This is a genomic window from Peptoniphilus olsenii, assembly GCF_040545475.1.
GTDB lineage: Bacteria > Bacillota > Clostridia > Tissierellales > Peptoniphilaceae > Peptoniphilus_A > Peptoniphilus_A olsenii.
In genome coordinates this window covers 33,135-59,513 of record NZ_JBEPMA010000010.1, presented here as the reverse complement: position 1 = coordinate 59,513, position 26,379 = coordinate 33,135, and the positions used below count along the sequence as shown (strand labels likewise).

Genomic DNA, 26,379 nt, shown 5'->3' with positions numbered 1-26,379 from the left:
TCTTCTCCTTTTAATTTAAACCTTTTGTAGTTTTTCTTATAAATGGAAAACTTACAGAAATAAGTGCAGGGAGCAAAAATATTATTACCACCATACTTATAATTGCACCTCTGGCTAAAAAGGTACAAATTGTAGATACTATTTCCATTTTAGAATATATTCCAACACCAATTGTCGCTGCCATAAATGAAAGTGCAGAAGTGACAATTGATTTTGATGTTTCTTTTGCTGAAATTTTTAAAGATTCACCTACATCTTTAGAAATTTCATATTCATGTAGAAATCTATTGGTCAAGAGAATTGAATAATCAATAGTTGACCCAAGCTGTATAACCCCTATTATTATTGATGTTATAAAAGGTATTGTCTGATTAAGATAAAATGGAATTCTCATGTTTATTTGGATAGCAAGTTCTATTGCTGCAATAAGTACAATAGGTATACCTAAAGATTTAAATACAATTGCTATTATCAAAAATACTATCGCTATTGAGGCAATATTAACCATCTTAAAATCTCGTTCAGAAATTATAGTCAAATCATCTGTCAAAACTGCTTCACCAGTTAAATAACCCTCTTTATCGTATTTTGAAATAACCTCTCTCATGTCCTTTATCTGTTGTCTAGCCTCTGGAGAAGCAGTTTGATATTTAGAATTTGCCATTATCATTTGATATCCATTTTTAGAAAAATTATCTTGAATCTTATCTGGCAAAATATCCGAAGGAAACATCACACCTGTAACAGAACTTGTACTCAAAACAGAGTTCATACCATCAACTTCTTTTAGTCCATCTATGAGAGAGTTTAGAGATGAATTTGACAAATCATCTTTAACTACAATAAAATGTGTACTAGCCATGTCATAATCTTTTTTCATTTTATTTAAAGCAACTTAAGTTATAATAAAGTTTCGTGTTTAATGATCCAATTACAGCAGGAATAAATAACCCAATAAAAACTAAAAATAAAGTCTTACTATGCTTAATATTAAACTCTGAAAGTCTATCAAAGGAAGGCAGCATTACCTTGTGATTATATTTAGTAACTAATTTTTCAACAATTAAAAGCATAGCGGGAAGTACAATCACTGTCGAGAGAAGTCCTATTAAAACACCTTTACTCATGACAAGACCAATATCTTTACCCAGTCCTAATTGCATCAATATTAAAACAATAAAACCGGCAAAAGTTGTAAGTGATGAAGCGAATAAGGATGATATCGTCTTTTGAATAGCAATATCCATAGCTGCATTTTTATCATCAGTAAAGTTTTTTTCCTCTACATATCTGTGATACAGAAATATAGAATAGTCCATAGTAACTGCGAGTTGTAATACTGCCGCAATTGCTTTAGTTAAATATGATATCTCATCCAAAAATATATTCGATCCAAAATTATAAATGACGGCATATCCTATAGTTAACATAAATACAAATGGTATTATACTCGATTCATTAGTAAGAGATAGTATAATAAGCCCCAAAATAACCGCCAATCCAACATAAATAGGCGTTTCTTTATCTATAATATCTTTAGTATCTTTTACCAATGAGGAAAGCCCACTTAAATACTTAGGCTTTGAGTTAATGCTTTTTATTTTCTCGATGGCATCCATTGTAGTAAAAGAAGATGCCGATTCACTAAATTTTACTATCAAAAGAGTTGAACCATCAGAATAAAAAACATCTTTTATATCATCAGGTAAAAATTCTTGTGGAATCATATCACCAACAGTAGATGATTTTGAAATTACATCCTCTACTCCATCTATCTCGAGAATATTATTTCGCAAAATCTCTGCATCGTGATCAGTTCCTTCCAATATAAGCATTCCAGTGGCCGCATTTTTAAACTCTTCGTCAAGTATTTTTTGACCTTGTGTAGATTTTAAATCTCCTGGCAAATAGGTTAAAATATCATAATTTACACCAGTCATTTTATAACCAATAAATGATGGTATAAGAAGAAAAGTCATCACCAAAAGAACTAACTTCGGGTGATGAGAGATAAATTTTGTAAATTTTTTCATATACTCACTCTATCTAAAAATTTTTTCTACAATTTTGAAAAGTACAGGTTTCATTTCTTCAATACTTAATACAGAATCTTCCATAAGCGAAGACTTACAAGTTGAAAGTACAATGTGAATTGTTAATGATAAAATAAATAATTGTTCAGATTCAGACAGTTTTACAGAAAATAATGAAGCATATTTATTCAAAATAAATTTTAAAGTTGTGTCCGCTTCTTTAAACCTATCATCATTTTCTACTTTTGCATAAAGAGCCCAATTGGCATTCTTTGAAATTAATTCCAGCTCTAGAGGATCTTTTATCAAATAATCGATTATATAGCTTATAAAACATATATATCTCTTAGTCGGATTTTCCTCATCGCTGCACTGTTCTTCTGCCTTATAAAATAAATCTGTAAGTATATCTAAAACTATTTTTTCTTCTAAATCTTTTTTATCTTTAAAATACAAATAAAAAGTACCTAAACCAAAACCTGATTTTTTCATGATGTCTCTTATCGAAGTCTTATCAATTCCTTTTTCTCTAAAGGAAGAAATAGCAGCTTCGGTTATTTTATTTTCTTTTTCTTTTTTTCTCTCGTCTACTGTTAACATTCATACCTCCAATGCTATTGAACGCCGTTCATTTAACGTCAAATATTATAATACTACAATTATGAACAATGTTCAATAGCTTTTCTGTTTTTTATTTACTACTATTATATCTCATAAAATGAAACAAGATTTCTTCTTTAAGCAGAGTTTGTTAAATTTAAAAACTATATTAATTTCATATATTAATATGATAAAATATTTATTGTTAAACCTCTTCACAAATCAGCAATTACATACTATAATAGAGATATCGGAAAATGTTTTTCTTAAATGTATTTTTAGTTAGATTTGTTATTAATTATTTAGCCTATAATTTGATTATTTTTGTCATATTAATTTTTTTGTAAGAATATATTTATTTGAGCATACTTTTAAGATTAATATTATAAGAAGAATATTTTAGATGAATTTCTGTATTTTAATTTAAAATATAGGCTACTTTAAAGCAAACTATATATGTATTTCAGATGCTGATTTAATATACATTTGTTTTATATCCTGTAGAAAACGATTTCTATGTTTGCACTATTAATATTAATCACTAAATTTACATATCTCGCCTACGCGAGAAGATTTTTGTTTCATTTTTTAAGGAGGGTTATTAATGGAAAACAAAAATTTAAAACCAAAGGCTAATGGTGCGGCACTCTTACCTTTTATAGTTTTTGTGCTTGTATATCTTGCTACTGGTATTATTTTAAATGCCATGGATGTAGAAATGGCTTTTTACCAAGTAGCAGCACCTGTATGTATACTTCCAGCTATTATACTAGCCTTTTTTATGTTTAAAGGAACAGTTGATGACAAGTTTAACGACTTTGTGCGTGGCTGCGGTGATGAAAACATAATTATAATGTGTTTAATTTACTTATTAGCTGGAGCTTTTGCCACAGTTTCTAACGCATCAGGGGGCGTTGATTCTGTAGTTAATTTTGCTCTATCCTTAATTCCTGTGCAATATATAACTGCCGGAATATTTTTAATCGGCTGTTTTATTTCAATTTCAACAGGAACTTCTGTTGGGACAATTTCAGCTGTTGGCCCAATTGCTGTGGGTGTTGCCCAAAAAGGTAATTTGCCACTTGCTCTTGTTATTGGATCTCTAGTTGGGGGCGCAATGTTTGGAGACAACTTATCTGTAATTTCGGATACTACAATTGCTGCTACAAGGACACAAAATGTAGAGATGAAAGATAAATTTAGAGCAAATATTAAGCTGGCTATTCCAGCGGCTATAATTACTTTCATAATATTATTAGTTGTTGGTAAACCTGAAGGTGAAGTTGTTTTAGATGATTTAAGTTATAATTTTGTTTTGATAATTCCATATTTATTCGTACTAATTGCAGCTCTTGCTGGTATGAATGTATTTTTAGTTTTGACTAGTGGTATAGTACTTTCGGGTATAATTGGTATTGCAACTGGTGGTCTTAGTATGATGACTTTTGCACAAAATATATTTACTGGTTTTAGTGGCATGTTTGAAATATTCTTATTGTCATTATTAACTGGTGGTCTTTCATATATGGTTGCAAAAAATGGCGGCATCGAGTGGCTAGTGCAAAAAATTAGAGGATTTGCCAAAGGTGTTAAATCTGCAGAAATATCAATTGCACTCTTAACTCTTGTAACTGACGCTGCAACTGCAAACAATACTGTTGCCATTATAATAGATGGTCCCGTTGCAAAAGAAATTTCAAAAGACTTCAAAGTTGACCCTAGAAGATCTGCATCTTTCCTTGACTCATTTTCTTGTGTGATGCAAGGTATAATCCCATATGGAGCACAAATTTTAATTGCTGCAGGGCTTACTAAAGAACTTGGTGCACAAGCGGTAGCACCTGTTGAGCTCATTCCATATTTATGGTATCAAGCTCTTCTTGCGATTTTTGCTACAATCTCAATTTTTGTTAGATTTGCAGAACCTAAGGGAGAATGGAATTTCGAACTTGATATGCCACAAGATGAAGTTAATCAAACTACAAAAGCATAATTAGACAATTTAATAGGACTTTGTTCCAAAATAATAAAATTTAAAAAGAAAGAGGGATATTTTAATGAACAGTAAAGACGAACTTAAAAAAATGCATTTTGAAACTAAAGCAATTCATGGTGGATACGAAAAAAATAAATATGGAGCATTAGCTACTCCTATTTATCAAACTTCCACATTTATTTTTGACAATGCAGAGCAAGGTGGCAAGAGATTTGCCCTTGAAGAAGAAGGTTATATCTATTCAAGACTAGGAAATCCTACTAACCAACAAGTTGAAGATAAAGTTGCTCTACTAGAAGAAGGTGAATCTTGTGTATCTGCTGCCTCTGGAATAGGTGCAATAACTTCTGCTATATGGCCTTTTATCGCTTGTGGCGATCATATTGTAGCTGCAAAAACTCTTTATGGTTGTACTTTCGCATTTTTAGAACACGCTGTTTCTAAAATGGGTGTAGAAGTTGATTTTGTTGATATTACAAATGTGGATAATATAATTAATGCAATGAAAGATAATACAAAAATTGTATATCTAGAAACTCCAGCAAATCCGAATATGGATATTTGCGATATTGAGCTTGCGGCAACAAAAGTGCATGAAAAAAATAAAGACTGCCTAGTTATTGTAGATAACACTTATTGTACTCCATATATTCAAAAACCGCTTACTCTTGGAGCAGATATTGTAGTTCACTCTGCTACAAAATATTTAAACGGACATGGCGACGTTGTTGCTGGTTTCGCAGTTGGAAGAAAAGAGCTAATAGACCAAGTACGACTTGTAGGTATAAAAGACTGCACAGGTGCAGTACTAGCACCTATTAATGCTTATTTAATTTTAAGAGGAATGAAAACTCTTCAAATTAGAATGGAAAAACACTGTGCAAATGCTATGCAAGTGGCAGAATTTTTGGAAAAACATCCAAAAGTTAAAAGTATTCAATATCCAGGTCTTAAATCCTTTAAATATTATGATGTAGCTAAAAAACAAATGGCTCTGCCTGGTGCTATGATTGCCTTTGAAATTGAAGGCGGCAAAGAAGCCGGTGCAAAACTTATGGATAGTGTAAAATTATGTACTCTTGCAGTTTCACTTGGAGATGCAGAAACACTAATTCAACACCCAGCTTCAATGACTCACTCACCATATACTGCCGAAGAAAGAGCAGCTGCTGGTATATCTGAAGGTTTAATTAGACTTTCTGTAGGGCTTGAAAATGCCGAAGATATCATTGAAGATTTAAAACAAGCTTTTGAACAAATTTGATTTTCATTTTTAACTCCATAAACATTATAGTTAGTGTGTTAGAATTTAATTATTCTAGCACACTACTTTTTTATTTAAAATATATACAATTTCATTATCTTTTTATTTTGTGATAGAATCAACTTAGCAAATCAATAGGAGTATTTTATGAAAATTGAAGTTAAGGATAATAATTATTTTATAGATATAGATTATAAAAGTGACTCAAAGCTAAAAAAATTTTTGACTGAAAACAAAGACTCAAAATATTTAGTAATAACAGACGAAAAGGTTTATTATATTTACAAAGATAGAATAAATGAAGTGATGCGTGGGCTAAAATATTTTATATTTAAATTTATTCCAGGTGAAAATTCTAAATCTATAGAAAACTATATAAAAATCAATACATTTTTATCAGAAAATGAATTTAATAGAGGCGATTGTATCATAGGATTTGGCGGTGGCGTAGTTGGTGATATAGCTGGTTTTGTGGCCTCCACATATCTTAGAAGTATAAGTTTTATATCTGTTCCCACTACTCTACTGTCTATGATTGACTCATCCGTTGGCGGTAAAAATGGTGTGAACTTTATGCATCTAAAAAATCAAATAGGTAGTTTTTATTTTCCTGATTATGTTCACATAGATTTTAGTTTTTTAGAAACTTTGGATAATAGAAATATAAACAATGGTCTAGCCGAGATTTTCAAATATTGTGTTCTAAAAGACAAAGAACTTTTTGATTATCTTAAAAATACAGATAATATAGATTACGAAAAAATAATCTTCAAATCTTTAAATATAAAATTAGATTTTGTAAAAAACGATGAACATGATAAAGGTAAAAGACAAAAATTAAATTTGGGCCATACAATTGGTCATGGAATTGAATCACTTTCAAATTATAGCTTAAATCATGGAGAAAGTATTGGCATAGGAACAATATATATGGCGAGAGCTAGCTACAGAATGGGGCTTAGTGAGAGTGATTTTTCTAAAAATTTAATTGATGCTTTTTCAAAATACAATCTACCTACAAAATACGATTTCGAAACTGATGAAATTTTAGAAATCTTAAAACATGACAAAAAAATAAATAAAAATTTAATCAATATAATCCTGCCTATTAGAATAGGTGAAGTTATAAATAAAAAAGTATCTTTTGATGAGCTACGAGATATAATTGAATTGGGTAAAATAGATGAATAGAATTGTAGAAAACAAAAAATTAAAAGGCGAAATCACTGCCATTACATCAAAATCTTATGCACATAGAGCAATTTTTTGTGCAGCTCTTTGTAAAGGCGAGTCTATAATAGAAATCGATAATATATCCAAAGATATAGATAGTTCATTAAATGCGATAATTTCAATGGGAGTAGAGGTTAGAAGGTTAAAAAATAAGTTTTATATAAGACCACCTAAAGAATTTACTAGTCCTATTACAATAAATGTAGGTGAAAGCGGAACTACCTTAAGGCTACTCATGCCAATAATTGCATCGCTTGGCCTTGTAGCAAAAATAATTCGCACGGGCAGTTTAATTAATAGAACAAATTCAGTTTACTTTGAAGAGTTTCCAAAACACGGCGTCAATATATATGAAAAAGACGAGTGTATATTTTTGAGTGGTAAACTTCAAAATTATAATTTTGTACTCCCCGGCAATATAAGCTCTCAATTTATCTCAGGGTTTTTGATAGCATCTGGTTTTTTTAACGAAAATTTTAATATTCATATTTCAACTCAAATTGAGTCTAAGCCATATATTGACATGACAATAGATGTAATGGAGAAATTTGGTGCACTTGTGGTAGAAAAATATAATTCATATATTGCCAAAAATACTTTTCTATCTACAAACTATGTGGTGGAGAAAGATTGGAGCAATGCTTTATTTTTCTTAGCAGCTGGTGTTAATGTGAAGGGTCTTGATATAAACTCAAAACAAGGTGATATAAAAGCTCTCGAATTTTTTAAAACATTGGGTTATGAAAATATTTCAAAGAGGGGTTTTCATCTAGTTAAAAAGAGCCCCACTCAATTAACTAGAGTTTTGGATGCCAAAAATATGCCCGATGCCGTGCCAATTTTGTGTGTAATGGCTGGTCTTTCTAAAACTAAAACAAAAGTAATAAATATTGAAAGACTTAGATTAAAAGAAAGTGACCGGGTAAAAAGTACAGTAGAAATGTTAGAAAATTTAGGAATAAAGGTTAAACTTGGTGAAAAGTCTTTCTCATTTGTTGGTATAGATAAATTTAATAAAGCTACTATCAATTCTTATAATGACCATCGAATTGCTATGACGGCAAGTATTGCAGCATCATATTCAGATGGAGCTTTGACTATAATTGACAGTGAAAGTGTAGAAAAATCTTATCTAAACTTTTTTGATGACTTTAAATCTTTAGGAGGAGAAACTCATGTCTTATAGCTTTGGCAAAAACTTTAAAATTACAATATTTGGCCAATCTCATTCCAAAGAAATTGGCGTTGTCGTTGATGGAATTAAAGCAGGATATAAAATTAATCATGACCTCATATCTAAAAATTTGTATAGAAGAAGACCTGGAAAAAATAAATATTCAACTAGTAGAAAAGAACAAGATATATATAAAATAATAAGCGGCGAAGTTGATGGAATAACTTGTGGTGCTCCATTATGTGCAATAATTGAAAATAAAGACCAAAAAAGCTTAGACTATGAAGAATTAAAAGACAAACCTCGCCCATCTCATGCTGACTATCCAGCTTTTGTTAAATACAATGGTTTTAATGATATAAGAGGAGGCGGCCAATTTTCAGGTAGAATGACTGCTCCAATTACAATAGCAGGTTCAATTGCTGAAGATATTCTAGCCAAGAAAGATATTGAGATAGTTTCTCGAATAAAAAGTATCGGTAATATCAGAGATGTCGATATAGATTATATAAATATTAACTCTCAAATTATTGAAAATCTAAAAAATGATGAGTTCCCGACTATAGATAGTGATGCCAAAAAAAGTATGAAAAACGAAATTCTAAAAGCCAAAGAAAAAGAGGATTCAATAGGTGGAGTTGTAGAAATTGCCATTCTAAATATGCCAGCAGGCTATGGCGAACCATTATTTAACTCTGTTGAATCTGTAATTTCTCATGCAATATTTTCTATACCCGGCGTTAAAGCAATAGAGTTTGGCAGCGGATTTAGTTCTACAAAAATGTTTGGCAGCGAGCACAATGACCCATATTATTATGATGATGATTTAGTAAAAGCCAAGACAAATAATCATGGAGGCATAATTGGTGGCATAACAAGTTCTATGCCTATAGTGTTTAGAGTCGCAGTAAAACCTACAAGTTCAATCGCAAAAGTACAAGACACCATATCTCTTAAAAACAAAACTAACGAAAAATTATCTATAAAAGGCAGGCATGATCCATCAATTGTGCCAAGAGCTCTTATAGCACTTAAGATGATTACTGCTATTGCTATTTTAGATTTAACAATAGAAGGTGACAAATGAAAAATTTAAATAAATCTAGAGAAAAATTAGACAAAATAGATTCCCAAATAATAAAACTTCTAGAAAATCGAATGAAAATTGTTAAAGATATAGGAATATATAAGCTAGAGAATAATTTAAATATAACTGACAGCTCGCGTGAAGATATAATAATTGAAAATCTAAAAAAACAAATATCTAAAGAGTTCGAAAATATAGTTGAACCAATTTATGATAGAATTTTTCATCAGAGCAAAGAAATAATCTCACAAATAAAAGATAAAAATTTTAAGTATGGACTTATAGGTGAAAGCCTATCTCATAGCAAATCTGCAGAAATCCACTCTATGTTTGGCAGATATAATTATCATCTTAAAAATATAGAAAGAGATAAACTAGAAGAATTTTTCACAAAAAGAAATTTTAATGGGATTAATGTCACTATCCCATACAAAAAGAAATCTATCAAATATCTAGATGACCTCCACCCATTAGCCCAAAAAATTGGAGCAGTAAATACAATTGTAAATAAAAATGGAAAACTAATAGGTTACAATACTGATTATTTGGGTTTTGATTACAGTCTTAAGTTTTTTGATATAAATCTAAAAGATAAAAAAGTTCTAATACTTGGCAGTGGCGGTGCTAGCAAAATGGTCGAAGAGTATTGCAAAGATAATTTAGCAAAAAATATTGTAATTATCAGTAGAAACGGTGAAAATAATTATCATAATTTAGAAAACTACAAAGACTTTAATGTTATAATAAATGCGACGCCTGTTGGGATGTATCCACACAATTTAGAATCAAAGGTCGATATTTCAATTTTTGATGACTTAGACTTTGTAATAGATTTAATATACAATCCATTAAATACAAAGCTAATCTTAGATGCAAAGAAGAATAATATAAAAACGATGCCTGGTCTGTTGATGCTTGTGGCACAGGCTTTCTATGCATGCGAACTATTTGTAGATGAAAAATTAGACGAAAGTTTAATTTCAAAAGTCTACAAAAAAATAAAAAGAGATATGTTAAACATTGTATTCATAGGTATGCCAGCAAGTGGCAAGACAACAATGGCAAAGCTTTTGGCAGATAAATTAAATCGAGAATTTTGGGATACAGATGTATTAATTGAAGAAAAAGAAAATTCATCTATACCTACAATTTTTAAAACTAAAGGCGAAACATACTTTAGAAGCCTAGAGACAAAAGTGTTAGAAGAAGTTAGCAAAAAAACAGGTGTAGTAATAGCCACAGGTGGTGGCACTATTTTGAAAAAAGTAAATAGAAATCTTATACTACAAAATTCTTTTGTAATATATCTAGATAGAGAAATTGAAAATCTTGAAACTGTTAATAGACCACTATCTAAAAATTTAGATTCACTAAAAGAGATATATTCTAATAGAAGTGAAATATACAATCAACTTTCTAATCTCAAAACAAAAGTTATAGAAAACAAAACAAAAACTCTAGAATTAATTTTGGAAGGACTTAAAAAAGATGAAAATTTTAGTAATTAACGGACCAAATATAAATATGTTGGGCATAAGAGAAATTGATATCTACGGCAAAGAAACATACGAAAATTTACTTCAATCATTGCATACAATAGGACTTGAAGAAAATATAGAGATAGAGCACTTTCAATCAAATCATGAGGGAAATATAGTTGACATCATCCAAAAAAGTTACAACAATGTGGATGGAATAGTAATAAATCCAGCTGCATACACACATACCAGCATAGCAACTCTTGATGCATTAAAGGCTGTAAACTTACCCACAGTTGAGGTGCATATTTCTAAAGTATCCAAAAGAGAAGACTTTAGACAAACAAACTTTATAAGAGATTTTGCCATTAAATCTTACGAAGGATATGGCATTGATGGATATAAAAAAGCAATAATATATCTAAAAAAATATTTAGAGGAGCAAGTATGAAATCACTAATAGTAGACAACTATGATTCCTACACTTATAATTTATTTCAGTTAATAGGAAAAGTTACTGGCACAGAGCCAATTGTAATTAAAAACGATGAGATGACTTATGAAGAAGTTCTTAATTTAGACTTTGACAATGTAATAATTTCACCAGGCCCAGGAAGCCCAAATAATGAAAAAGACTTCGGCGTTTGCAAAGATATAATAGAGAATTTAGAGAAACCCATTCTAGGTATTTGTCTGGGACATCAAGGCATATATCATTATAATGGCGGAAAAGTTATAAAAGCTAAAGAGCCAATGCATGGCCGTCAGAGTAAAATAAAACACAACGGCAAAAATTTATTCAAAGGATTTGAAAATAATTTTTTAGTCACTAGATATCATTCACTAGTCTGTGAAAATAAAGAGTTAGATAATATACAAATAGATGCTACTACTGATGATGGAATAGTGATGGCGATATCTCATAAATATAAACCTATTTATGGAGTGCAATTTCATCCTGAGTCAATTGCTAGTGAATATGGAGAGAAATTAATCGAAAACTTTATAGATATTTGCAAAGACTTCTACAATAATTCATCTCTTTATTATGAAATCATTGCCATGAATATTGATACTAAGGATTTGTACGAAAAATTGTATCTATATGATGAAAACACAATTTGGCTAGACAGTTCTAAGGTAGAAGATGGATTGTCTAGGTTCTCTATTTGTGGATTAATTGGCCCTAAAAGAGGACATGTATTAAAATATAATGTAGATGTAAAAACAGTAGAAAAATATAATCCATTTACCAATGAAGTAGATAAATATAACAACAATATATTTAATTATTTAAAAAACAACCGACCAAAATGGCAATATGTCGAAGAGTTGCCTTTTGATTTTCAGCTTGGATATATTGGATATTTGGGTTATGAGTTAAAAAATGATACCGAAAATATATCAAATAAACATAGCTATTCCTACCCAGACGCATATTTTAAATTTTGCGACAGAGCTTTAGTTTATGATCACAAAGAAAAAAACTTGTATATACTATCTTATAAAGACGACAAGAATTGGATATCAGAAATAAAAGAAATTATAAAAAAAGATTTTGAACCAAAAACAGATGATGAGTCACAAAGAGAATTTCCAAAATTAAAATTTATAAAAGATAAAAATACTTATTTATCTGACATCAAAAAAATCAAAGATTTAATTTGCGAGGGCGAAACTTACGAAGTATGCTTAACAAATAGACTTGATATTTATGATAATATAGATGCAAAAGAATATTATATGCACCTAAGAGAAAAAAGCCCGGGCCAATACAGTGCCTTTCTACCCCTTGATGAAATAAAAATTGCATGTTCATCAATGGAAAGATTCATAAAAGTTGATAAAAATAAAATTGTAACAACTAAACCAATAAAGGGTACAATAAGACGTGGTACTGATGCCAAAGAAGACAAAAAACTAATAGAAGCATTGCGAAGCGAAGAAAAAACAAAATCCGAAAACTTAATGATTGTTGACTTGCTAAGAAATGACTTGGGCAAATTCTGTGAAATAGGTTCAGTAAATGTGCCAAAACTCATGGATGTAGAAACTTATAAAACACTTCATCAACTTGTGACTACAGTTTCTGGTAAAATAAAAGAAGATGTCGATATAATCGAAGTCCTAGAAAAAACTTTTCCAGGTGGATCTATGACTGGCGCTCCAAAGAAAAGGACGCTCGAAATAATTGACGAATTAGAAAATATCCCTAGAGGTGTTTATTCTGGTACAATAGGATATATATCAAATAACTCTACTATGGATTTTAATATAGTGATTCGCACAGCCATAATAGAAAAAGATTTAGCGACTATAGGAGTGGGAGGTGCAATAATACTGCTATCCGACGCTTATGAAGAATTTGACGAGATTGTTCTTAAAGCTAAAGGAGCTTTATTGGCATTACAATCTTATTATAATAATTATGACGAAATCAAAATTGAGGGAAGTAATTAGGAGATAAAATGAAACAAGATTTAAGCAGCAATAAAATAATAAAAGTTAAAGACTTAACTATAGGGGACGGAAATCCTATAATTATAGCTGGCCCTTGCTCAATTGAATCGAGAGAACATATTATAGAAGAAGCAGCCCAGTTAAAAAAATTGGGTGTAGATATTTTGAGAGGTGGAGCATTTAAACCTAGAACAAGCCCTTATGACTTTCAAGGACTTGGTTTTGAAGCTGTAAAATATTTAAAAGAAGCTTCTGAATCCACAAATTTACCAATTATTACAGAAATCTTGAGTGAATATCATGTGGATTTCATGAACCAATATGTCGATATATTTCAAATTGGATCAAGAAATATGTACAACTATTCACTGCTCAAAAAAGTAGCTCAAACTGGCAAACCTATACTCATTAAGAGAGGATTTTCAGCTACACTTAAAGAATGGGAAATGGCAGCAAAATATATTGAACTTGAAGGCAATGAAAATATAATTTTTTGTGAAAGAGGAATTCGCACTTTTGAAACCGAAACTAGAAATACCCTAGATCTTGCAGGAGCTTATTTATTAAAACAAAAGACAGGTTATCCAGTTGTTGTCGATCCAAGTCATGGAACTGGAAAAAGAGAACTTGTTGAACCAATGACAAGAGCAGCCCTTGCACTTGGACTTGATGGAGTGATGATAGAAGTTCATCCAAATCCAGATGATGCCATGAGCGACTCTTTCCAGACAATAGATTATAAAACTTATCAAAGAATTGTACAATTTATGGGAAAATATAATGAAAATTGAATTTGACGAAGGCTATTCTTTTGGAAAAGGAGCCTTTGAGACAATTAAAGTAATAAACAAAAATCCACTCTTCTTAGACGAACATTTATTGCGACTCAAAAAGAGCCTGGATTTTTTTGAAATAGATATTGATATAAAAAAAGAGAAAATTTATCAATATATTGAAGATACAAAATTGAATAATTTTGCCCTAAAGATTATAGTTTCTGATAAAAATATTATTTTGACTCATAGAGAAGATAATTATAGAAAAGATGATAAAAGTTTTAAATTAAAAATTTCGAAAGTAAAAAGAAACTCCACATCTAAACTCGTATATCACAAAAGCTTATGCTACTACGAAAATATATTTGAACACAAAATAGCTTTAAAAGAAGGGTATGACTCTAGTGTATTTTTAAACGAAAGAGATGAAGTCGCAGAAACCTCTTTTGCCAATATATTTTTTGTAAAAGATAATAATATTTACACCCCTGCCCTATCTTGTGGGTTATTAAAGGGAACTATGCGAGACTATCTGTTAGAAAAATATAAAATTTATACAGATATTATAAAACTAGATGAAATTGATAATTTTGATGAATGTTTTATATCAAATTCTCTAATGGGAGTTAGAAATGTAATCTCAATAAATAAAATTGAATTTACAAACCAAAATATGACCAAAATAATACAAAAAAATCTTAAAAAAATTGGATTCTAATATTAAATTATGTCAAAACCAGAATATATTAAAAATTTAATTTTTAAATTCAAATAATAATATTAAAATAGTTGTTAAACTCCTCTCCTATTTTAATTCGATATCAATACAAAAGCACCTAATGGAAATATTCTATCTAGGTGTTTTAATTTGTCATTTTTGAGATATATATTATTTAAGTAATAAACTAAATTTCCATAAACATATATGAAAATTTAGTTTATTTGCTATATTGAATTTTAACACTAAAACTATAACCTTTACCTTTATCTAATTATAGTTATCAAGTTATAATTAGTGTTAAATATGGTTTTTTATTATTCATTATTTAATGGATAATAGTGAGAGGAGGAAAAATTATGAAAAATTATGCCGAAGATGTAAGAAAAATGTTGGATAATAAATTTGAAAAATTTAGCGAACTCTCCGACTACATCTGGGAGCATCCAGAGGTCGGATTAATCGAATATGAATCAAGTAAAAAATTAATGGAATTTTTAGAAAAAGAAGGTTTTGAAGTAGAAAGCCCTATTTCAGGCATGGAAACAGCATTCAAAGCAAGCTATGGCGACAAAGGTCCAGTAATTGGATTTTCAGTAGAATATGACGCCTTGCCAGGACTTTCACAAAAAAGAGGCAGTACTACAAAAGAAGAAGTAACACCAGGTGGTGCAGGCCATGGCTGTGGCCATAATTTACTTGGAGTTGGAGCACTTAGTGCAGCAGTAGTTCTTAAAGATTTAATTGAAAAAGAAAATTTAGAAGCGAGTATAAAAGTCATTGGAGCACCATCAGAAGAACGTGATGGAGCCAAAACATTTATTGGTCGCGATGGTCATTTTGATGGGATTGATATAATGCTTACATGGCATCCCGAATCTAAAAATGCAATATGGAATGGTGGAAGTCTTGCAAATGTTATAGTGACATATAAATTTAAAGGGACAACATCCCATGCAGCGGCAGCACCTCATTTAGGTCGTTCAGCTCTTGACGCATGCGAGCTAATGAATGTAGGAGTAAATTATATGCGTGAACATGTAGTCGATAGTGCAAGAATACATTATGCATATCTTGACGTAGGTGGCAATGCACCAAATGTAGTTCAATCTCACGCTACACTTTATTATTTCATAAGAGCTGCAAAAATTGATGACGCACTTGAAATATATGAAAGAATAAATAATATAGCAAAAGGTGCCGCGCTAATGGCAGGAGTCGAAGTTGAAATTAATTTAAAAGGGGCACTCGCAGACTATAGCCCAAACCTTTATCTATCCGGTATATTGCATGAATCTATAGAAGCATTTGGCACACCTAAATTTGACGAAGAAGATTTTAAATTAGGTAAAGAACTATACGAAACCTTAGATGACAATACAAAAAAAGCTGCCAAAGATAATATGATTGCATTATATGGCCAAGAAATTGCAAAAGAAGAAATAGAAAAAGGACTCTCCACTGCCCTTGCACCTTATGATGGTAATTATGGGAAAATGGAAGTTATATCATCTGATGTTGGCGAACTCTCACATTATGTTCCTACCGCTCAAATGTTTTTAGCAACATCAGCAGTAGGTACACCTCTTCACACTTGGCAAATGTGTTCAGCTGCCGGAAGTACACTCGGCAAAAAAGCACTTTATTCTGCCATAGGTTCGCTTGCCACTTGTGGGCTTACGGCAATTAAAGAACCAGAAATTATAGAAAAAGCACGAGAAGAATTTAAAAATGTAATCGGAGAATATCAGGCTCCAATTCCTGATGATTTAAAAATTAGAGATCCAAAAATAGAAAGTTAGGTGTGACAATGAATGAAAAGAAAAAAAGTAAAAATGTAAACCCTTATCTCTTGCTCTTTTTGGTAATAGTTGCCTGTGGACTTTTATCTTATATAATAAGTCCAGGTGCTTTCGTAAGAGAAACAATAAATGGAAGAACAGTAATTGATCCATCCTCATACCATGCAGTAGAAAGAACACCAGTGTCATTTTTAGATTTCTTTAAAGCTGTGCCCGAAGGTTTGATAGGCGCTGGCAATGTAGTCTTTTTAATATTAATAGTAGGTGGCTCAATTGAAGTATTAAATAGAAGTGGCGCTCTAGGTATGGGCATAAACAAATTGATAAACAAATTTGGCGACAAAGGAAACGCCATGATTATAATAATAATGGTATTCTTTTCAATATTAGGAGGATTCCTAGGTTGGGTTGAAGCAGCAGTTCCTTTTGTGCCGATTATTATACCAATAATTATAGCCCTGGGCTATGACGCAATGACAGCAGCAGCAGTTGTTATACTAGGACTTTTAGTTTCTTTCTCGGTAGGGCCAACAAATGTCTACACTGTGGGAGTAGCTCATGAAGTTGCAGAACTAAAAATGTTTTCTGGTTTTGGATATAGAACCATAGTATATTTAGTTTTTGTAATAACAGCAATACTTTACACATTAAGATATGCAAATAAAGTCAAGAAAAATCCCGAATTGTCACTTACCAAAGAAGTTGACACAAGTAAAATGTCTATAGACCTCACACAATTTGAAGGAAAAGAATTTACAACAGGTCAAAAACTTTCCTTATTAGCCTTGTTAATTATATTTGTCATAGTTATGTATGGAATGTTGCAACTAGGATGGGGCATGAATGAAATGACAGCAATGTTTTTCTTATTTGCAATAATCTGCGGTATACTAAATAAAATGGGAATAGATGGAACAAGCAATGCAATACTTGATGGAATTAAAGGTGCAGTCAATGGAGCAATGATAGTTGGAGTTGCCAGAGGAGTACAATGGATACTAGAAACAGGTGGAGTAATTGACCCAATAATAAATGCATTATCCAAAGCAATATCTGGTTGGCCAACAACACTTTCAGCAATAGGAGTCGTGATAATCGTATCACTATTAAATGGACTTGTACCTTCCGGCTCAGGAAAAGCAGTAGCACTTATGCCACTAGTAATACCATTAGCCGATATAGTAGGGCTGACAAGACAAACCGCGATACTTGCTTATCAATTTGGTGATGGAATAACAAATATGTTTTGGTTCACTTATGGAACATTGCTTATGTTTTTAGGATTTGCAAATGTTCCGCTCAAAAAATGGTACAAATTCCTATGGCCTTTAGGACTAATACTAACAGTATTCGCTTGCATATTCCTATTTATAGCAGTAAAAATGAAATATGTATAAACCTTGTTAATTAGGTTCACGTCAAACCTTGTTAATTAGGTTCACGTCAAACCTTGTTAATTAGGTTCACGTCAAACCTTGTTAATTAGGTTCACGTCAAACCTTGTTAATTGGGTTCACGTCAAACCTTGTTAATTGGGTTCACGTCAAACCTTATTATTTGGGTTCACGCTCAACATTTTGAGAATATGAATAAAATCTATTCTCAAAATGTTTTTTTATACTAAAATTTCTATCAAATCCCAAGTCATCCTGAGCGAAAGAAATCTGTCAAGATTCAGAAGTAGAAGGATATATATGTGGTGGAGAGAATCTGTAATGATAAAACAAAAAAGTATTCAAGCACCCAAACCAAGAACAATTATAGCAAAAAGTCGAAAATGATTTTTAATTATTCATACAGAACAAGTCCTATACAGGTAGATTCCTCGACTACAGTAAATTCTTTTCAAGAATTCACTTCCGCTCGGAATGACAGTTGTGGAGGTTGTAGCGGTCTATAGGCTTCAATTCTTGATAATTATTCTTTCGTGTATTCAAATGACAATAGTAAATCTTAAATGAAATCCTCTTATAGTGTCATCTCGACTAAGTGAGCGGCTGCGAACGCGTGGAGAGATCTGCATTTGGTGGAGAGAATATGTAGAGTTTTAAATAAAAAAGTGATTTTAAAAAATAAGAAAAAACTTCTATTTGTTCTTACAGAGCGACTCCTATACAGGCAGATTCCTTACTCTTCGAGTACACAGCGACTTTCCAAATCCTACGGGTTTTCCGCTCGGAATGACAGTTGCTGAGGTTGTCGTTGCCCTTTCCCATGTCATCTCAACTAAAAAGCATAAAGATTCTTGCATGTGGTTGAGAGTATACGTAATGATGAAATAAAAATAGTAATAACACCAAAAAAAGAGTGGCAACCACTCTTATTTTAAATCTTATTTATATATTTCTAAATACTCTTCATGAGTTTTGTTTGGATTTGTCAACCTTTTGCCCATTTTTTTTGCAGCTTTTTCGTCAAAATATTTTTCATGGAAGTTTTTTAACCAATCTTTGTCGCTATTTTTTAGTAAACAGTTCTAGTGTTCTCGTCCCGTTTAACATCAAGATTTAAATAATCTGCAATAAATCTAAGTGGCACCATTGTTCGGCCATTTTTAATCTCGGGTGCAACATCTGCTCTATATGCACCTTCACTAATTTTTGCAATTGGTGAACCTATATGCAAAGATATTCCTAATGGTTCATATGTTCCACGAACATACACTGATTGATAATTATATTCCTCATTTTTATTGTATTTTACTTCGTCACCAAGTTCTTCGGTTATAAATCTAACTGGCACCATTACTCTATCATTTTTTATATAACATTCTACATCTGATTTTATTTCTTTTCCGTTTACATTAATTTTTATATCAGACGATGCAAATATATTGCTGCAAATTATGATGCCAAAAATAAAAGTAAATATCAAACTAAATATAATTTTTTTTAATCATTTTTATACCTCTCAATCTTTTAGTTGCCACTCTATTTTTCATACTTCTCATGTAAATTTTTTTATTATTAATAATATAATATTTATTAAATTTACAAAAATTTGTCAAAATTATCTCGTTGCTGCAAAATCTTCTTCTTTTCTTCAAGATTTGCAAAAAGTTTTTGATTTTTTTTCTTATAATTTTCATCTATTACTGAATTGCTGATTATTTCTTCTTGTATTTTTATAATATCTTTTTGAAGATTTCTAGTGGTGATTAAATTTCTGGATATGTTTTTATGTCTATGTTCAATTATATCAGATAAATCATTTAATCTGTCACCTACTGCCATCTTTAATTTTTCGGTGTCATTTTTTACGCGTTCAAGCCTTGCTTTTACTCTTTCTGTTCTAAATACGAGTTCTGGGTATGCGTCTATAATTCTTCTGTGAAAAACAGATTTATTCTCTAAAAGATATCTAACTTCTTTGGCTATCGCCTCACTTTTGTCTGCTTCGGAGCTTTCTACTCCTTCTTTTAACAATTTGATTATGAAATGAGATAATATATAGTCAGCTCCCATAATTAGAATTATTACTGTGGATAATAACCTAATTGTATCTATATGTATTTCTCCTAAAAAATTCATGATATATGGATTAAAGACCTTGTCAATGAGCATCCCTCCTATTCCAAATAGAATTAGATTTCCAATCCACACTCTTCCATGAAAATTCATTGGTTTAAATGAATAATCCCACCATCTTGCATGAAATCTTTTTTCTAACATGAAGCTTGTATAATACTCCAAAGCTCCACAGAAAAAGAATGAAATCAAAAAACTTGTTCCCAGTGATGAGTCATATTCTGAGAGTAAATTGCTTATTATAGTTACTATCACAGCTCCAGTTCCATAAATTGGGCAATAAGGTCCAATTAAAAAACCTCTATTTATAAATCTGTGATACTGAAAATATTTAAGTGTTACTTCCATTACCCAGCCAGCTACAGAGTATATAAAAAATATCAAAACTAAATTATCAAAATATAAAATGTCCATATCATGCCTCCTAATTATATATTTTAAACTTCAATCTTGGAAATTATAAATAAAAACAATTTTTTATTTTATATAAAATTGAGATTTTATGTTTAAATATTTTTCAATGGGATATTATTTATTAATAAAAATTTATTGACCAAAGTTCAAATTATTTTAATTTGACGATTAAAGTCAAAAACGACATTAACTTGTGTTTAATTATACCCTTATAACCTAAATTAAATATATTATATGAATATTATTAATTTTTGTGGTATAAGGGTATAAAGCAATCAGCTGCGAAAGGATGATGATTATGGGCTACATACCTAATTATGACGAAGCTCTTGTTATTCTTAAAAAATATAACAAAGAACCTTTTCATATTAAACATGGCAAAACTGTGGGAGCTGTGATGGGTTATTTTGCCGATAAATACGATTCTTATAATCGTGATTTTTGGCAAATTGTAGGCTTATTACATGATCTAGATTTTGAAATTTATCCAAATGAGCATTGCATAAAACAGGTAGAGCTTATGAGAGATGAAAATCTAGATGAGAAAATTATTCGTTCTACAATATCGCACGGCTACGGCATGGCACAAAAAGAAGTTGAACCTAGTCATATTATGGAAAAAATTTTATATACAATTGACGAACTCACAGGCATTATTGGTGCTGCAGCACTTATGCGTCCATCCAAATCTGTATCTGACATGAATTTAAAATCTGTAAAGAAAAAATTTAAAGACAAAAAATTTGCTGCAGGTTGCGACAGAGAACTCATAAAACATGGAACCGAACTGCTTGGTTGGGATATCGACTTTCTGCTAACAGAAACTCTAAAAGCCATGCAAGCTACTGAAGAAGAGTACAACTACTAATAGAATAAATAAGCTAAAGCAAAAGACACTAAGAAAATAACTTAGTGTCTTTTGCGTTTTTTGAAAAATTGTAATTATATTGATTATTAAAAAATTTTATAATTATTTACCAAAAAGAATATTGGCAAATTCTTCGGCTGTTTCTTCTCTATTCCAGTCTCTTTGAAGTTCGCATGCAAGTTGAACCCAAGAGATTAATTTAACTCCTGCTTGTTCCATTCTTCTTAGTGCTGTTTCGTGAGCAGTTTTACTTGTTCCACCAACTGCATCAACTACTGCATATACATCATAGCCTTCTTTAACAGCATCTAGTGCTGGAAATGACAAACAAGCTTCTGTCCATAGTGCAGTCATGATGAGTTTTTTTCTGCCTGTGGATTTAACTGCTTCATTAAATTCTTCATCTTCCCAAGAATTTATTGTAGTTCTATCAATTGGTTTTACATCAGGATATAAATCAGCAACATATTGCAAAATTGCATTAGCCTGCGTTTTTATTTTTTCATTGCCTGTATCAAGTGCTGGCACTGCTCCCAATGGATTAATTTTTTTATATTCATCAGAACCTAGCTTCACTTGCTCTACTTCATAATCTGCCCCCGCCCATTCGAGCGATATCCATACAGATAATGCACAAGTGCCAGGTGCATAATATAGTTTCATCATAAAACTTCTTTTAAAATTTTATACCCGAAAAATCTTATACCATCATCTAAAATAATTAATTTGCTATATACATTCATAATATTACCTCTAAAATTTTCATAATAATATAATTTGTCGCATTCACACATTTACACATCAAAAATGATTTATTGAAATTATTCTGTAAGTCTAGTATATTTTATGTGTATATAATAATCAATATATCCATATAGGCAAATAAGATTTATAATAAATTTTTGGTTTCACCATTAATTATAATTTATTACAATTTTAAATTATGTTCACAAAGGAGGACATTATGCAATATATTTCCCAATATAACTCTTTACTTGGCAAAATTGTTTTAGCAAGCGAAGAAAATTACTTGACGGGATTGTGGTTTGAAAATCAAAAATACTTTGGCTCTACTTTGGGAGAAGAATATATTAAAAAAGATGATTTAAAGATTTTTGAAATAGTTAAAAAATGGTTAGATAACTATTTCGCAGGCAAAAATCCTTCAATTGATGAACTTAAAATTAAACCCTCAGGCACCAATTTTAGGAAAATAGTGTGGCAACTTTTATGCTATATTCCCTATGGAGAAGTTATCACCTACAAAGAATTATCCCAAAAAGTTGCAAAAATTTTAAATATAAAGAGCATGTCTAGTCAGGCTATTGGCGGCGCAGTGGGACACAATCCAATTTCAATAATAATCCCGTGCCACAGAGTTGTCGGCACAAACAAAAAATTAGTTGGATATGCCGGTGGACTTGACAAAAAAATTAAACTCCTAGAATTAGAGGGCAACAATATTTATAATTTGAAATAAAAGAGATGGTTAAATGATAATTAGTGCAAGCAGACGTACAGATATTCCTGCATTTTTTGCAGAATGGTTTATAAATAGATTAAAAGATGGATATGTTTTGGTTCCAAACCCTAAAAGCTCCAAAAGATTAAGCCATATTAATTTATCACCACAAATAGTAGACTGCATCGTATTTTGGACCAAAAATCCAATACCTATATTTGATAAATTAGATATTATAGATGACTTAGGCTATAAATATTATTTTCAATTTACTTTAACACCCTATGGAAAAGACATAGAGCAAAACCTTCCCGATAAATTAAATTTATTAAATGCTTTTATAAGGCTATCAGAAAAAATTGGCGAAAACCGTGTTATATGGCGATACGATCCAATTATTTTAAATTCTAAATATAATTTGAAATGGCATATCAAAAACTTTTCTTACCTTTGCAATAAATTAAAAGGAAAGACAAAAATATGTGTATTCAGTTTTTTAGATATCTATAATAATATAAAAGGTGAATTTCAAAATGTATCTGATGCAGAAGTACAAAATATAGCTAAATATTTTTCTGCTATTGCCAAGGATAACAATATTAAACTAAAAGTATGTGGCGAAAAATATAATCTAGAAAACTACGGAATAAAAAAGGCAACATGTATTAGTAAAAAAATAATTGAAAATATTACAGGATATAAAATAAACGCAAAAAAAGATATAAATCAAAGAAAATTGTGCAACTGTATACAGAGCATAGATATTGGAGCATATAACACTTGTAAAAATGGATGTAGCTATTGCTATGCCAATAATAATTTAAATTTAATATATGAAAATGAGTTGAATTTTGATGTGAACTGCCCTATTTTGACAGGTTCAATAAAGGGAAATGAGATTATTAAAAAAAGAGTGTGTGAGTCAAATAAAATAAATCAAATTAGTTTTTTTGATTATTAAATTTTAATGATATTAAATAATCGCTTATAGCAATATTTATAACAAAATAAAAAGCCATGGTTTAGAATTAGTCTAAATCATGACTCTTATTTCTTTCAAATTTCAATTTTATTGTATTTCAAAATAAAATAATTAATTAATTCGTATATAACAAACATAATAAGCGAAAAAGTAAAAATTATGAAAAAAGCAAAATTAAATCTAAACTTATTAATAATAGATAGGAATATTATATTTACTACAAATAAGATAAAGATGAACGCTGAATTTCTCTTTACTTGGTACAACTTTGCATTTCCATCACTTTTTATATATCTCAATTCTTTGCAATTTTCAACAATTCTTCTATCAATAATAAAAAACGCCAAGATATTTGAAATTATTAAACAAAGTAACATTGGAAACATATATAGTTTTATAAATCTAATTTCCTCTTTGCCCTTTGAATTTTGATCTACTAATTTAATATAAGTATTTTCGAAAATATTTTTATAATCATTATCTAAAGAATTTTCTAAGTCAGCTTTATCCAATTTAATATTTTCTAATAAATAAATGATCTCTGTCCCATATAGGTTGTAATCAGATATATGTTGAAATTCTTTAGATTTTGATATTAGGAAAATATACTTAGAACTGTCTGAAAATTCCAATATTCCGAGTTTTTTAAGTTCAACTTGAATATTTTCATTGAAATTAATTAATTCAAAATTCTGATTTATATTTTCCGTCATAAAATCTATTGGTACAATCCATATATATTTATTGGAATATTCTTCAATATTGTTTGAAATAAAAACTTGTATATTGGTATTATATTTCTCGTTCAAGAAACGAGATACAAAACTGGTAGAACCACCTTTTTTTAACAAATTATCTAAACTTTCATATACATTATTATTTAATTTTTCTTCATATGAAGTAGGTACGGCAGAAAATCCATATGAATCAGATTGCTCCATATACACTTCAACAAAATAAGAGTGGAAAATTTCAGTGAAAAGTATTGTACTAGCTAAAAATAACAATAACAAAATAATAAAAGAAATTTTATTTTTTCGTATATCATAAATACCATGTTTAAAAAAATTACTATTCATGTTTTCTCACCAAATTTTCTGGTTTGTCGGAGCTAATTTTATAAACACCAGCAGCAAATAATGTTAAGAATACCTGTATCTCTATAAAATTAACCACCCCTAGACTAAGTTTTCCAATTAAATGTAAATATAATCCTGTCAGTATCAAGGAAACGAATATACATAACAACGAAAGTAATATAAACGAAGAAAATTTTACAGAATATCTTTTTTTCATTTCAGATACATACAAATTCAATACATAAACTTCTGCAATAAAAACTGCCAACAAAGTCATAATAACTGTCCGAGAATGAGATGTACTATCCAAAAAAGATTTAATAAAACTAGATACAATAGAACTATTATTAGGTTTTATTTCAATATAACCTAAATCCTTCATGCTCTCTTTAACTGTTTTTAATTCTTTCAAATTATCAGAATCTATATAGATCTTATTGATTACATTACTATCTAAGGCAAATAAATTCTCGACAATTCTCAAGTTTTTATAAACTATTTTGGAACTGGTATCAAAATAATTAATTATATCTAGGTTATAATACTTGCGTATAAGTTCATCATCTATTTCACTAATACCTCCCTTTTTGATCTTATCAATAGAGGTTATTACAATGCCTACTTTGTTTTTCTCTTTATAATCTTCTGTATCAAAATACCTAAAATCATTTGGATTTATAAACTTAGTAGCTGCAACATAATATTCCATAGATGGATCATATATGCCAATTAAACTTTCATTATTGGTTTCTGCAATAGCGACAATATCATCATATCCTTGTAAAAACTGCAATTCTTCAATAGAATTATCTTTTTTATCTTTTTCCAATAGGATATGATTATTGCTTAGGCTATAAACATTGTCAAACTTAATATCCCCAAATAGATAATTAGTTCCTAAAATCAATACGGAATTAATTACTATAAAATATAATAATATAAGTTTCTTATAAATATTTTTCATAATCATATCCCCATTAATTTAAATTATTTTATAAAATTTTCATCAATTTGAATTATATTTTCCACCTGATTCAGCTGTTGCAGATTGAATATCTCCTTGTACATCATATGTTATCCTTGTCCATGTATAATATATGTTTCTTCCATCAGAACTTACTCCCCTATCTCTTCCTCTAACAGATGCAGTTCCAATATATGTGTCTGCCAGGAAATTATCTCCATGTTCAGACTTAACAAAGGTATAATCACTTGCTCTCCAAAGAGTATTAACGCTCGCAAAGGCATTCCCAATAACAATACTGATTAAAATAAATAAAGCAACTGCCATTCTTGTAATCCTTTTCATATTTATTATCCTTTTTATATAAAAAATATAATTTACAAGGCATATGATGACTTGTTTGTATTATATCATAATAATCATCGGATGTAAATCGCAATAATACAATATTATGATAAATAG

Annotated in this window: 22 protein-coding genes and 1 pseudogene; 15 read left to right on the top strand and 8 right to left on the bottom strand. The window is 30.1% G+C overall.

Annotated elements, in window-relative coordinates; genetic code table 11:
• Nucleotides 1-10: 10 nt before the first annotated feature.
• Nucleotides 11-2,033 (bottom strand): annotated as a pseudogene (locus tag ABID14_RS07675) (efflux RND transporter permease subunit).
• A 9-nt stretch (nucleotides 2,034-2,042) separates the two neighbouring features.
• Complete coding sequence (locus ABID14_RS07670; protein ID WP_354368796.1) at nucleotides 2,043-2,633, bottom strand: TetR/AcrR family transcriptional regulator; 591 nt, start codon at nucleotides 2,631-2,633, stop codon at nucleotides 2,043-2,045.
• 604 nt (nucleotides 2,634-3,237) lie between these two features.
• Between ABID14_RS07670 and ABID14_RS07665 the strand changes: the two genes are divergently transcribed.
• The 12 genes from ABID14_RS07665 (at nucleotide 3,238) to ABID14_RS07610 (ending at nucleotide 18,018) form a co-directional block, all read left to right on the top strand.
• Nucleotides 3,238-4,626 (top strand): Na+/H+ antiporter NhaC family protein, encoded by a 1,389-nt coding sequence (locus ABID14_RS07665; protein ID WP_354368794.1) that lies wholly within the window; start codon nucleotides 3,238-3,240, stop codon nucleotides 4,624-4,626.
• Nucleotides 4,627-4,690: 64 nt separating this feature from the next.
• The gene (gene megL, locus ABID14_RS07660; RefSeq protein ID WP_354368792.1) at nucleotides 4,691-5,893 is read left to right on the top strand and encodes a methionine gamma-lyase; all 1,203 of its coding nucleotides are present in this window, start codon (nucleotides 4,691-4,693) and stop codon (nucleotides 5,891-5,893) included.
• A gap of 147 nt (nucleotides 5,894-6,040) precedes the next feature.
• Nucleotides 6,041-7,084: a 3-dehydroquinate synthase gene (gene aroB / locus ABID14_RS07655; protein WP_354368790.1), complete on the top strand. Its 1,044-nt coding sequence runs from the start codon at nucleotides 6,041-6,043 to the stop codon at nucleotides 7,082-7,084.
• The gene (locus ABID14_RS07650) at nucleotides 7,077-8,312 is read left to right on the top strand and encodes a 3-phosphoshikimate 1-carboxyvinyltransferase (protein WP_354368788.1); all 1,236 of its coding nucleotides are present in this window, start codon (nucleotides 7,077-7,079) and stop codon (nucleotides 8,310-8,312) included. Before aroB ends, ABID14_RS07650 begins: the two co-directional genes overlap by 8 nt.
• Nucleotides 8,302-9,387 carry a chorismate synthase gene (gene aroC, locus ABID14_RS07645; protein WP_354368786.1) on the top strand — a complete coding sequence of 362 codons (1,086 nt, stop codon included), beginning with the start codon at nucleotides 8,302-8,304 and terminating at the stop codon, nucleotides 9,385-9,387. Before ABID14_RS07650 ends, aroC begins: the two co-directional genes overlap by 11 nt.
• On the top strand, nucleotides 9,384-10,895 hold the full coding sequence (locus tag ABID14_RS07640) for a shikimate kinase (protein WP_354368784.1): 1,512 nt from the start codon (nucleotides 9,384-9,386) through the stop codon (nucleotides 10,893-10,895). The genes aroC and ABID14_RS07640 overlap by 4 nt, the downstream gene beginning before the upstream one ends.
• Nucleotides 10,876-11,316: a type II 3-dehydroquinate dehydratase gene (gene aroQ, locus ABID14_RS07635; RefSeq protein ID WP_354368782.1), complete on the top strand. Its 441-nt coding sequence runs from the start codon at nucleotides 10,876-10,878 to the stop codon at nucleotides 11,314-11,316. The genes ABID14_RS07640 and aroQ overlap by 20 nt, the downstream gene beginning before the upstream one ends.
• Entirely contained in the window at nucleotides 11,313-13,325 is a 2,013-nt protein-coding gene (gene pabB, locus ABID14_RS07630; protein WP_354368780.1) for an aminodeoxychorismate synthase component I, read from the top strand. The genes aroQ and pabB overlap by 4 nt, the downstream gene beginning before the upstream one ends.
• An 8-nt stretch (nucleotides 13,326-13,333) precedes the next feature.
• Nucleotides 13,334-14,116, top strand: a complete 783-nt coding sequence (aroF, locus tag ABID14_RS07625) for a 3-deoxy-7-phosphoheptulonate synthase (protein ID WP_354368778.1) — start codon at nucleotides 13,334-13,336, stop codon at nucleotides 14,114-14,116.
• The gene (locus ABID14_RS07620) at nucleotides 14,106-14,819 is read left to right on the top strand and encodes an aminotransferase class IV (protein ID WP_354368776.1); all 714 of its coding nucleotides are present in this window, start codon (nucleotides 14,106-14,108) and stop codon (nucleotides 14,817-14,819) included. The genes aroF and ABID14_RS07620 overlap by 11 nt, the downstream gene beginning before the upstream one ends.
• Nucleotides 14,820-15,178: 359 nt before the next feature.
• A complete protein-coding gene (locus ABID14_RS07615) occupies nucleotides 15,179-16,621 on the top strand; it encodes an amidohydrolase (RefSeq protein WP_354368774.1) in 1,443 nt (480 codons plus the stop codon).
• An 8-nt stretch (nucleotides 16,622-16,629) separates the two neighbouring features.
• Nucleotides 16,630-18,018, top strand: coding sequence for a YfcC family protein (locus tag ABID14_RS07610; RefSeq protein WP_354368772.1), 1,389 nt, complete (start codon nucleotides 16,630-16,632; stop codon nucleotides 18,016-18,018).
• A gap of 1,066 nt (nucleotides 18,019-19,084) precedes the next feature.
• On the opposite strand, the gene ABID14_RS07605 is transcribed toward ABID14_RS07610, so the two are convergent.
• Together ABID14_RS07605 and ABID14_RS07600 are read right to left on the bottom strand one after the other, a co-directional pair.
• A complete protein-coding gene (locus ABID14_RS07605; protein ID WP_354368770.1) occupies nucleotides 19,085-19,495 on the bottom strand; it encodes a copper amine oxidase N-terminal domain-containing protein in 411 nt (136 codons plus the stop codon).
• A 116-nt stretch (nucleotides 19,496-19,611) separates the two neighbouring features.
• Nucleotides 19,612-20,562 carry a putative ABC transporter permease gene (locus tag ABID14_RS07600; RefSeq protein ID WP_354368768.1) on the bottom strand — a complete coding sequence of 317 codons (951 nt, stop codon included), beginning with the start codon at nucleotides 20,560-20,562 and terminating at the stop codon, nucleotides 19,612-19,614.
• A 298-nt stretch (nucleotides 20,563-20,860) separates the two neighbouring features.
• On the opposite strand from ABID14_RS07600, the gene ABID14_RS07595 reads away from it, so the two are divergent.
• Nucleotides 20,861-21,430: a hydrolase gene (locus tag ABID14_RS07595; protein WP_354368766.1), complete on the top strand. Its 570-nt coding sequence runs from the start codon at nucleotides 20,861-20,863 to the stop codon at nucleotides 21,428-21,430.
• 102 nt (nucleotides 21,431-21,532) lie between these two features.
• Here the strand turns inward: ABID14_RS07595 and ABID14_RS07590 are convergent, their stop codons facing one another.
• A complete protein-coding gene (locus ABID14_RS07590) occupies nucleotides 21,533-22,096 on the bottom strand; it encodes an isochorismatase family protein (RefSeq protein ID WP_354368764.1) in 564 nt (187 codons plus the stop codon).
• A gap of 298 nt (nucleotides 22,097-22,394) precedes the next feature.
• On the opposite strand from ABID14_RS07590, the gene ABID14_RS07585 reads away from it, so the two are divergent.
• Complete coding sequence (locus ABID14_RS07585; RefSeq protein WP_354368762.1) at nucleotides 22,395-22,910, top strand: methylated-DNA--[protein]-cysteine S-methyltransferase; 516 nt, start codon at nucleotides 22,395-22,397, stop codon at nucleotides 22,908-22,910.
• A 13-nt stretch (nucleotides 22,911-22,923) separates the two neighbouring features.
• A complete protein-coding gene (locus ABID14_RS07580; RefSeq protein ID WP_354368760.1) occupies nucleotides 22,924-23,853 on the top strand; it encodes a DUF1848 domain-containing protein in 930 nt (309 codons plus the stop codon).
• Nucleotides 23,854-23,948: 95 nt separating this feature from the next.
• Here ABID14_RS07580 and ABID14_RS07575 read toward each other — a convergent pair whose 3' ends face one another.
• The 3 genes from ABID14_RS07575 to ABID14_RS07565 are packed head-to-tail and all read right to left on the bottom strand — an operon-like array spanning nucleotide 23,949 to nucleotide 26,262.
• On the bottom strand, nucleotides 23,949-24,953 hold the full coding sequence (locus tag ABID14_RS07575; RefSeq protein WP_354368758.1) for a hypothetical protein: 1,005 nt from the start codon (nucleotides 24,951-24,953) through the stop codon (nucleotides 23,949-23,951).
• Entirely contained in the window at nucleotides 24,946-25,917 is a 972-nt protein-coding gene (locus ABID14_RS07570) for a hypothetical protein (protein ID WP_354368756.1), read from the bottom strand. Before ABID14_RS07570 ends, ABID14_RS07575 begins: the two co-directional genes overlap by 8 nt.
• A 42-nt stretch (nucleotides 25,918-25,959) precedes the next feature.
• A complete protein-coding gene (locus tag ABID14_RS07565; protein ID WP_354368754.1) occupies nucleotides 25,960-26,262 on the bottom strand; it encodes a hypothetical protein in 303 nt (100 codons plus the stop codon).
• Nucleotides 26,263-26,379 lie beyond the last annotated feature (117 nt).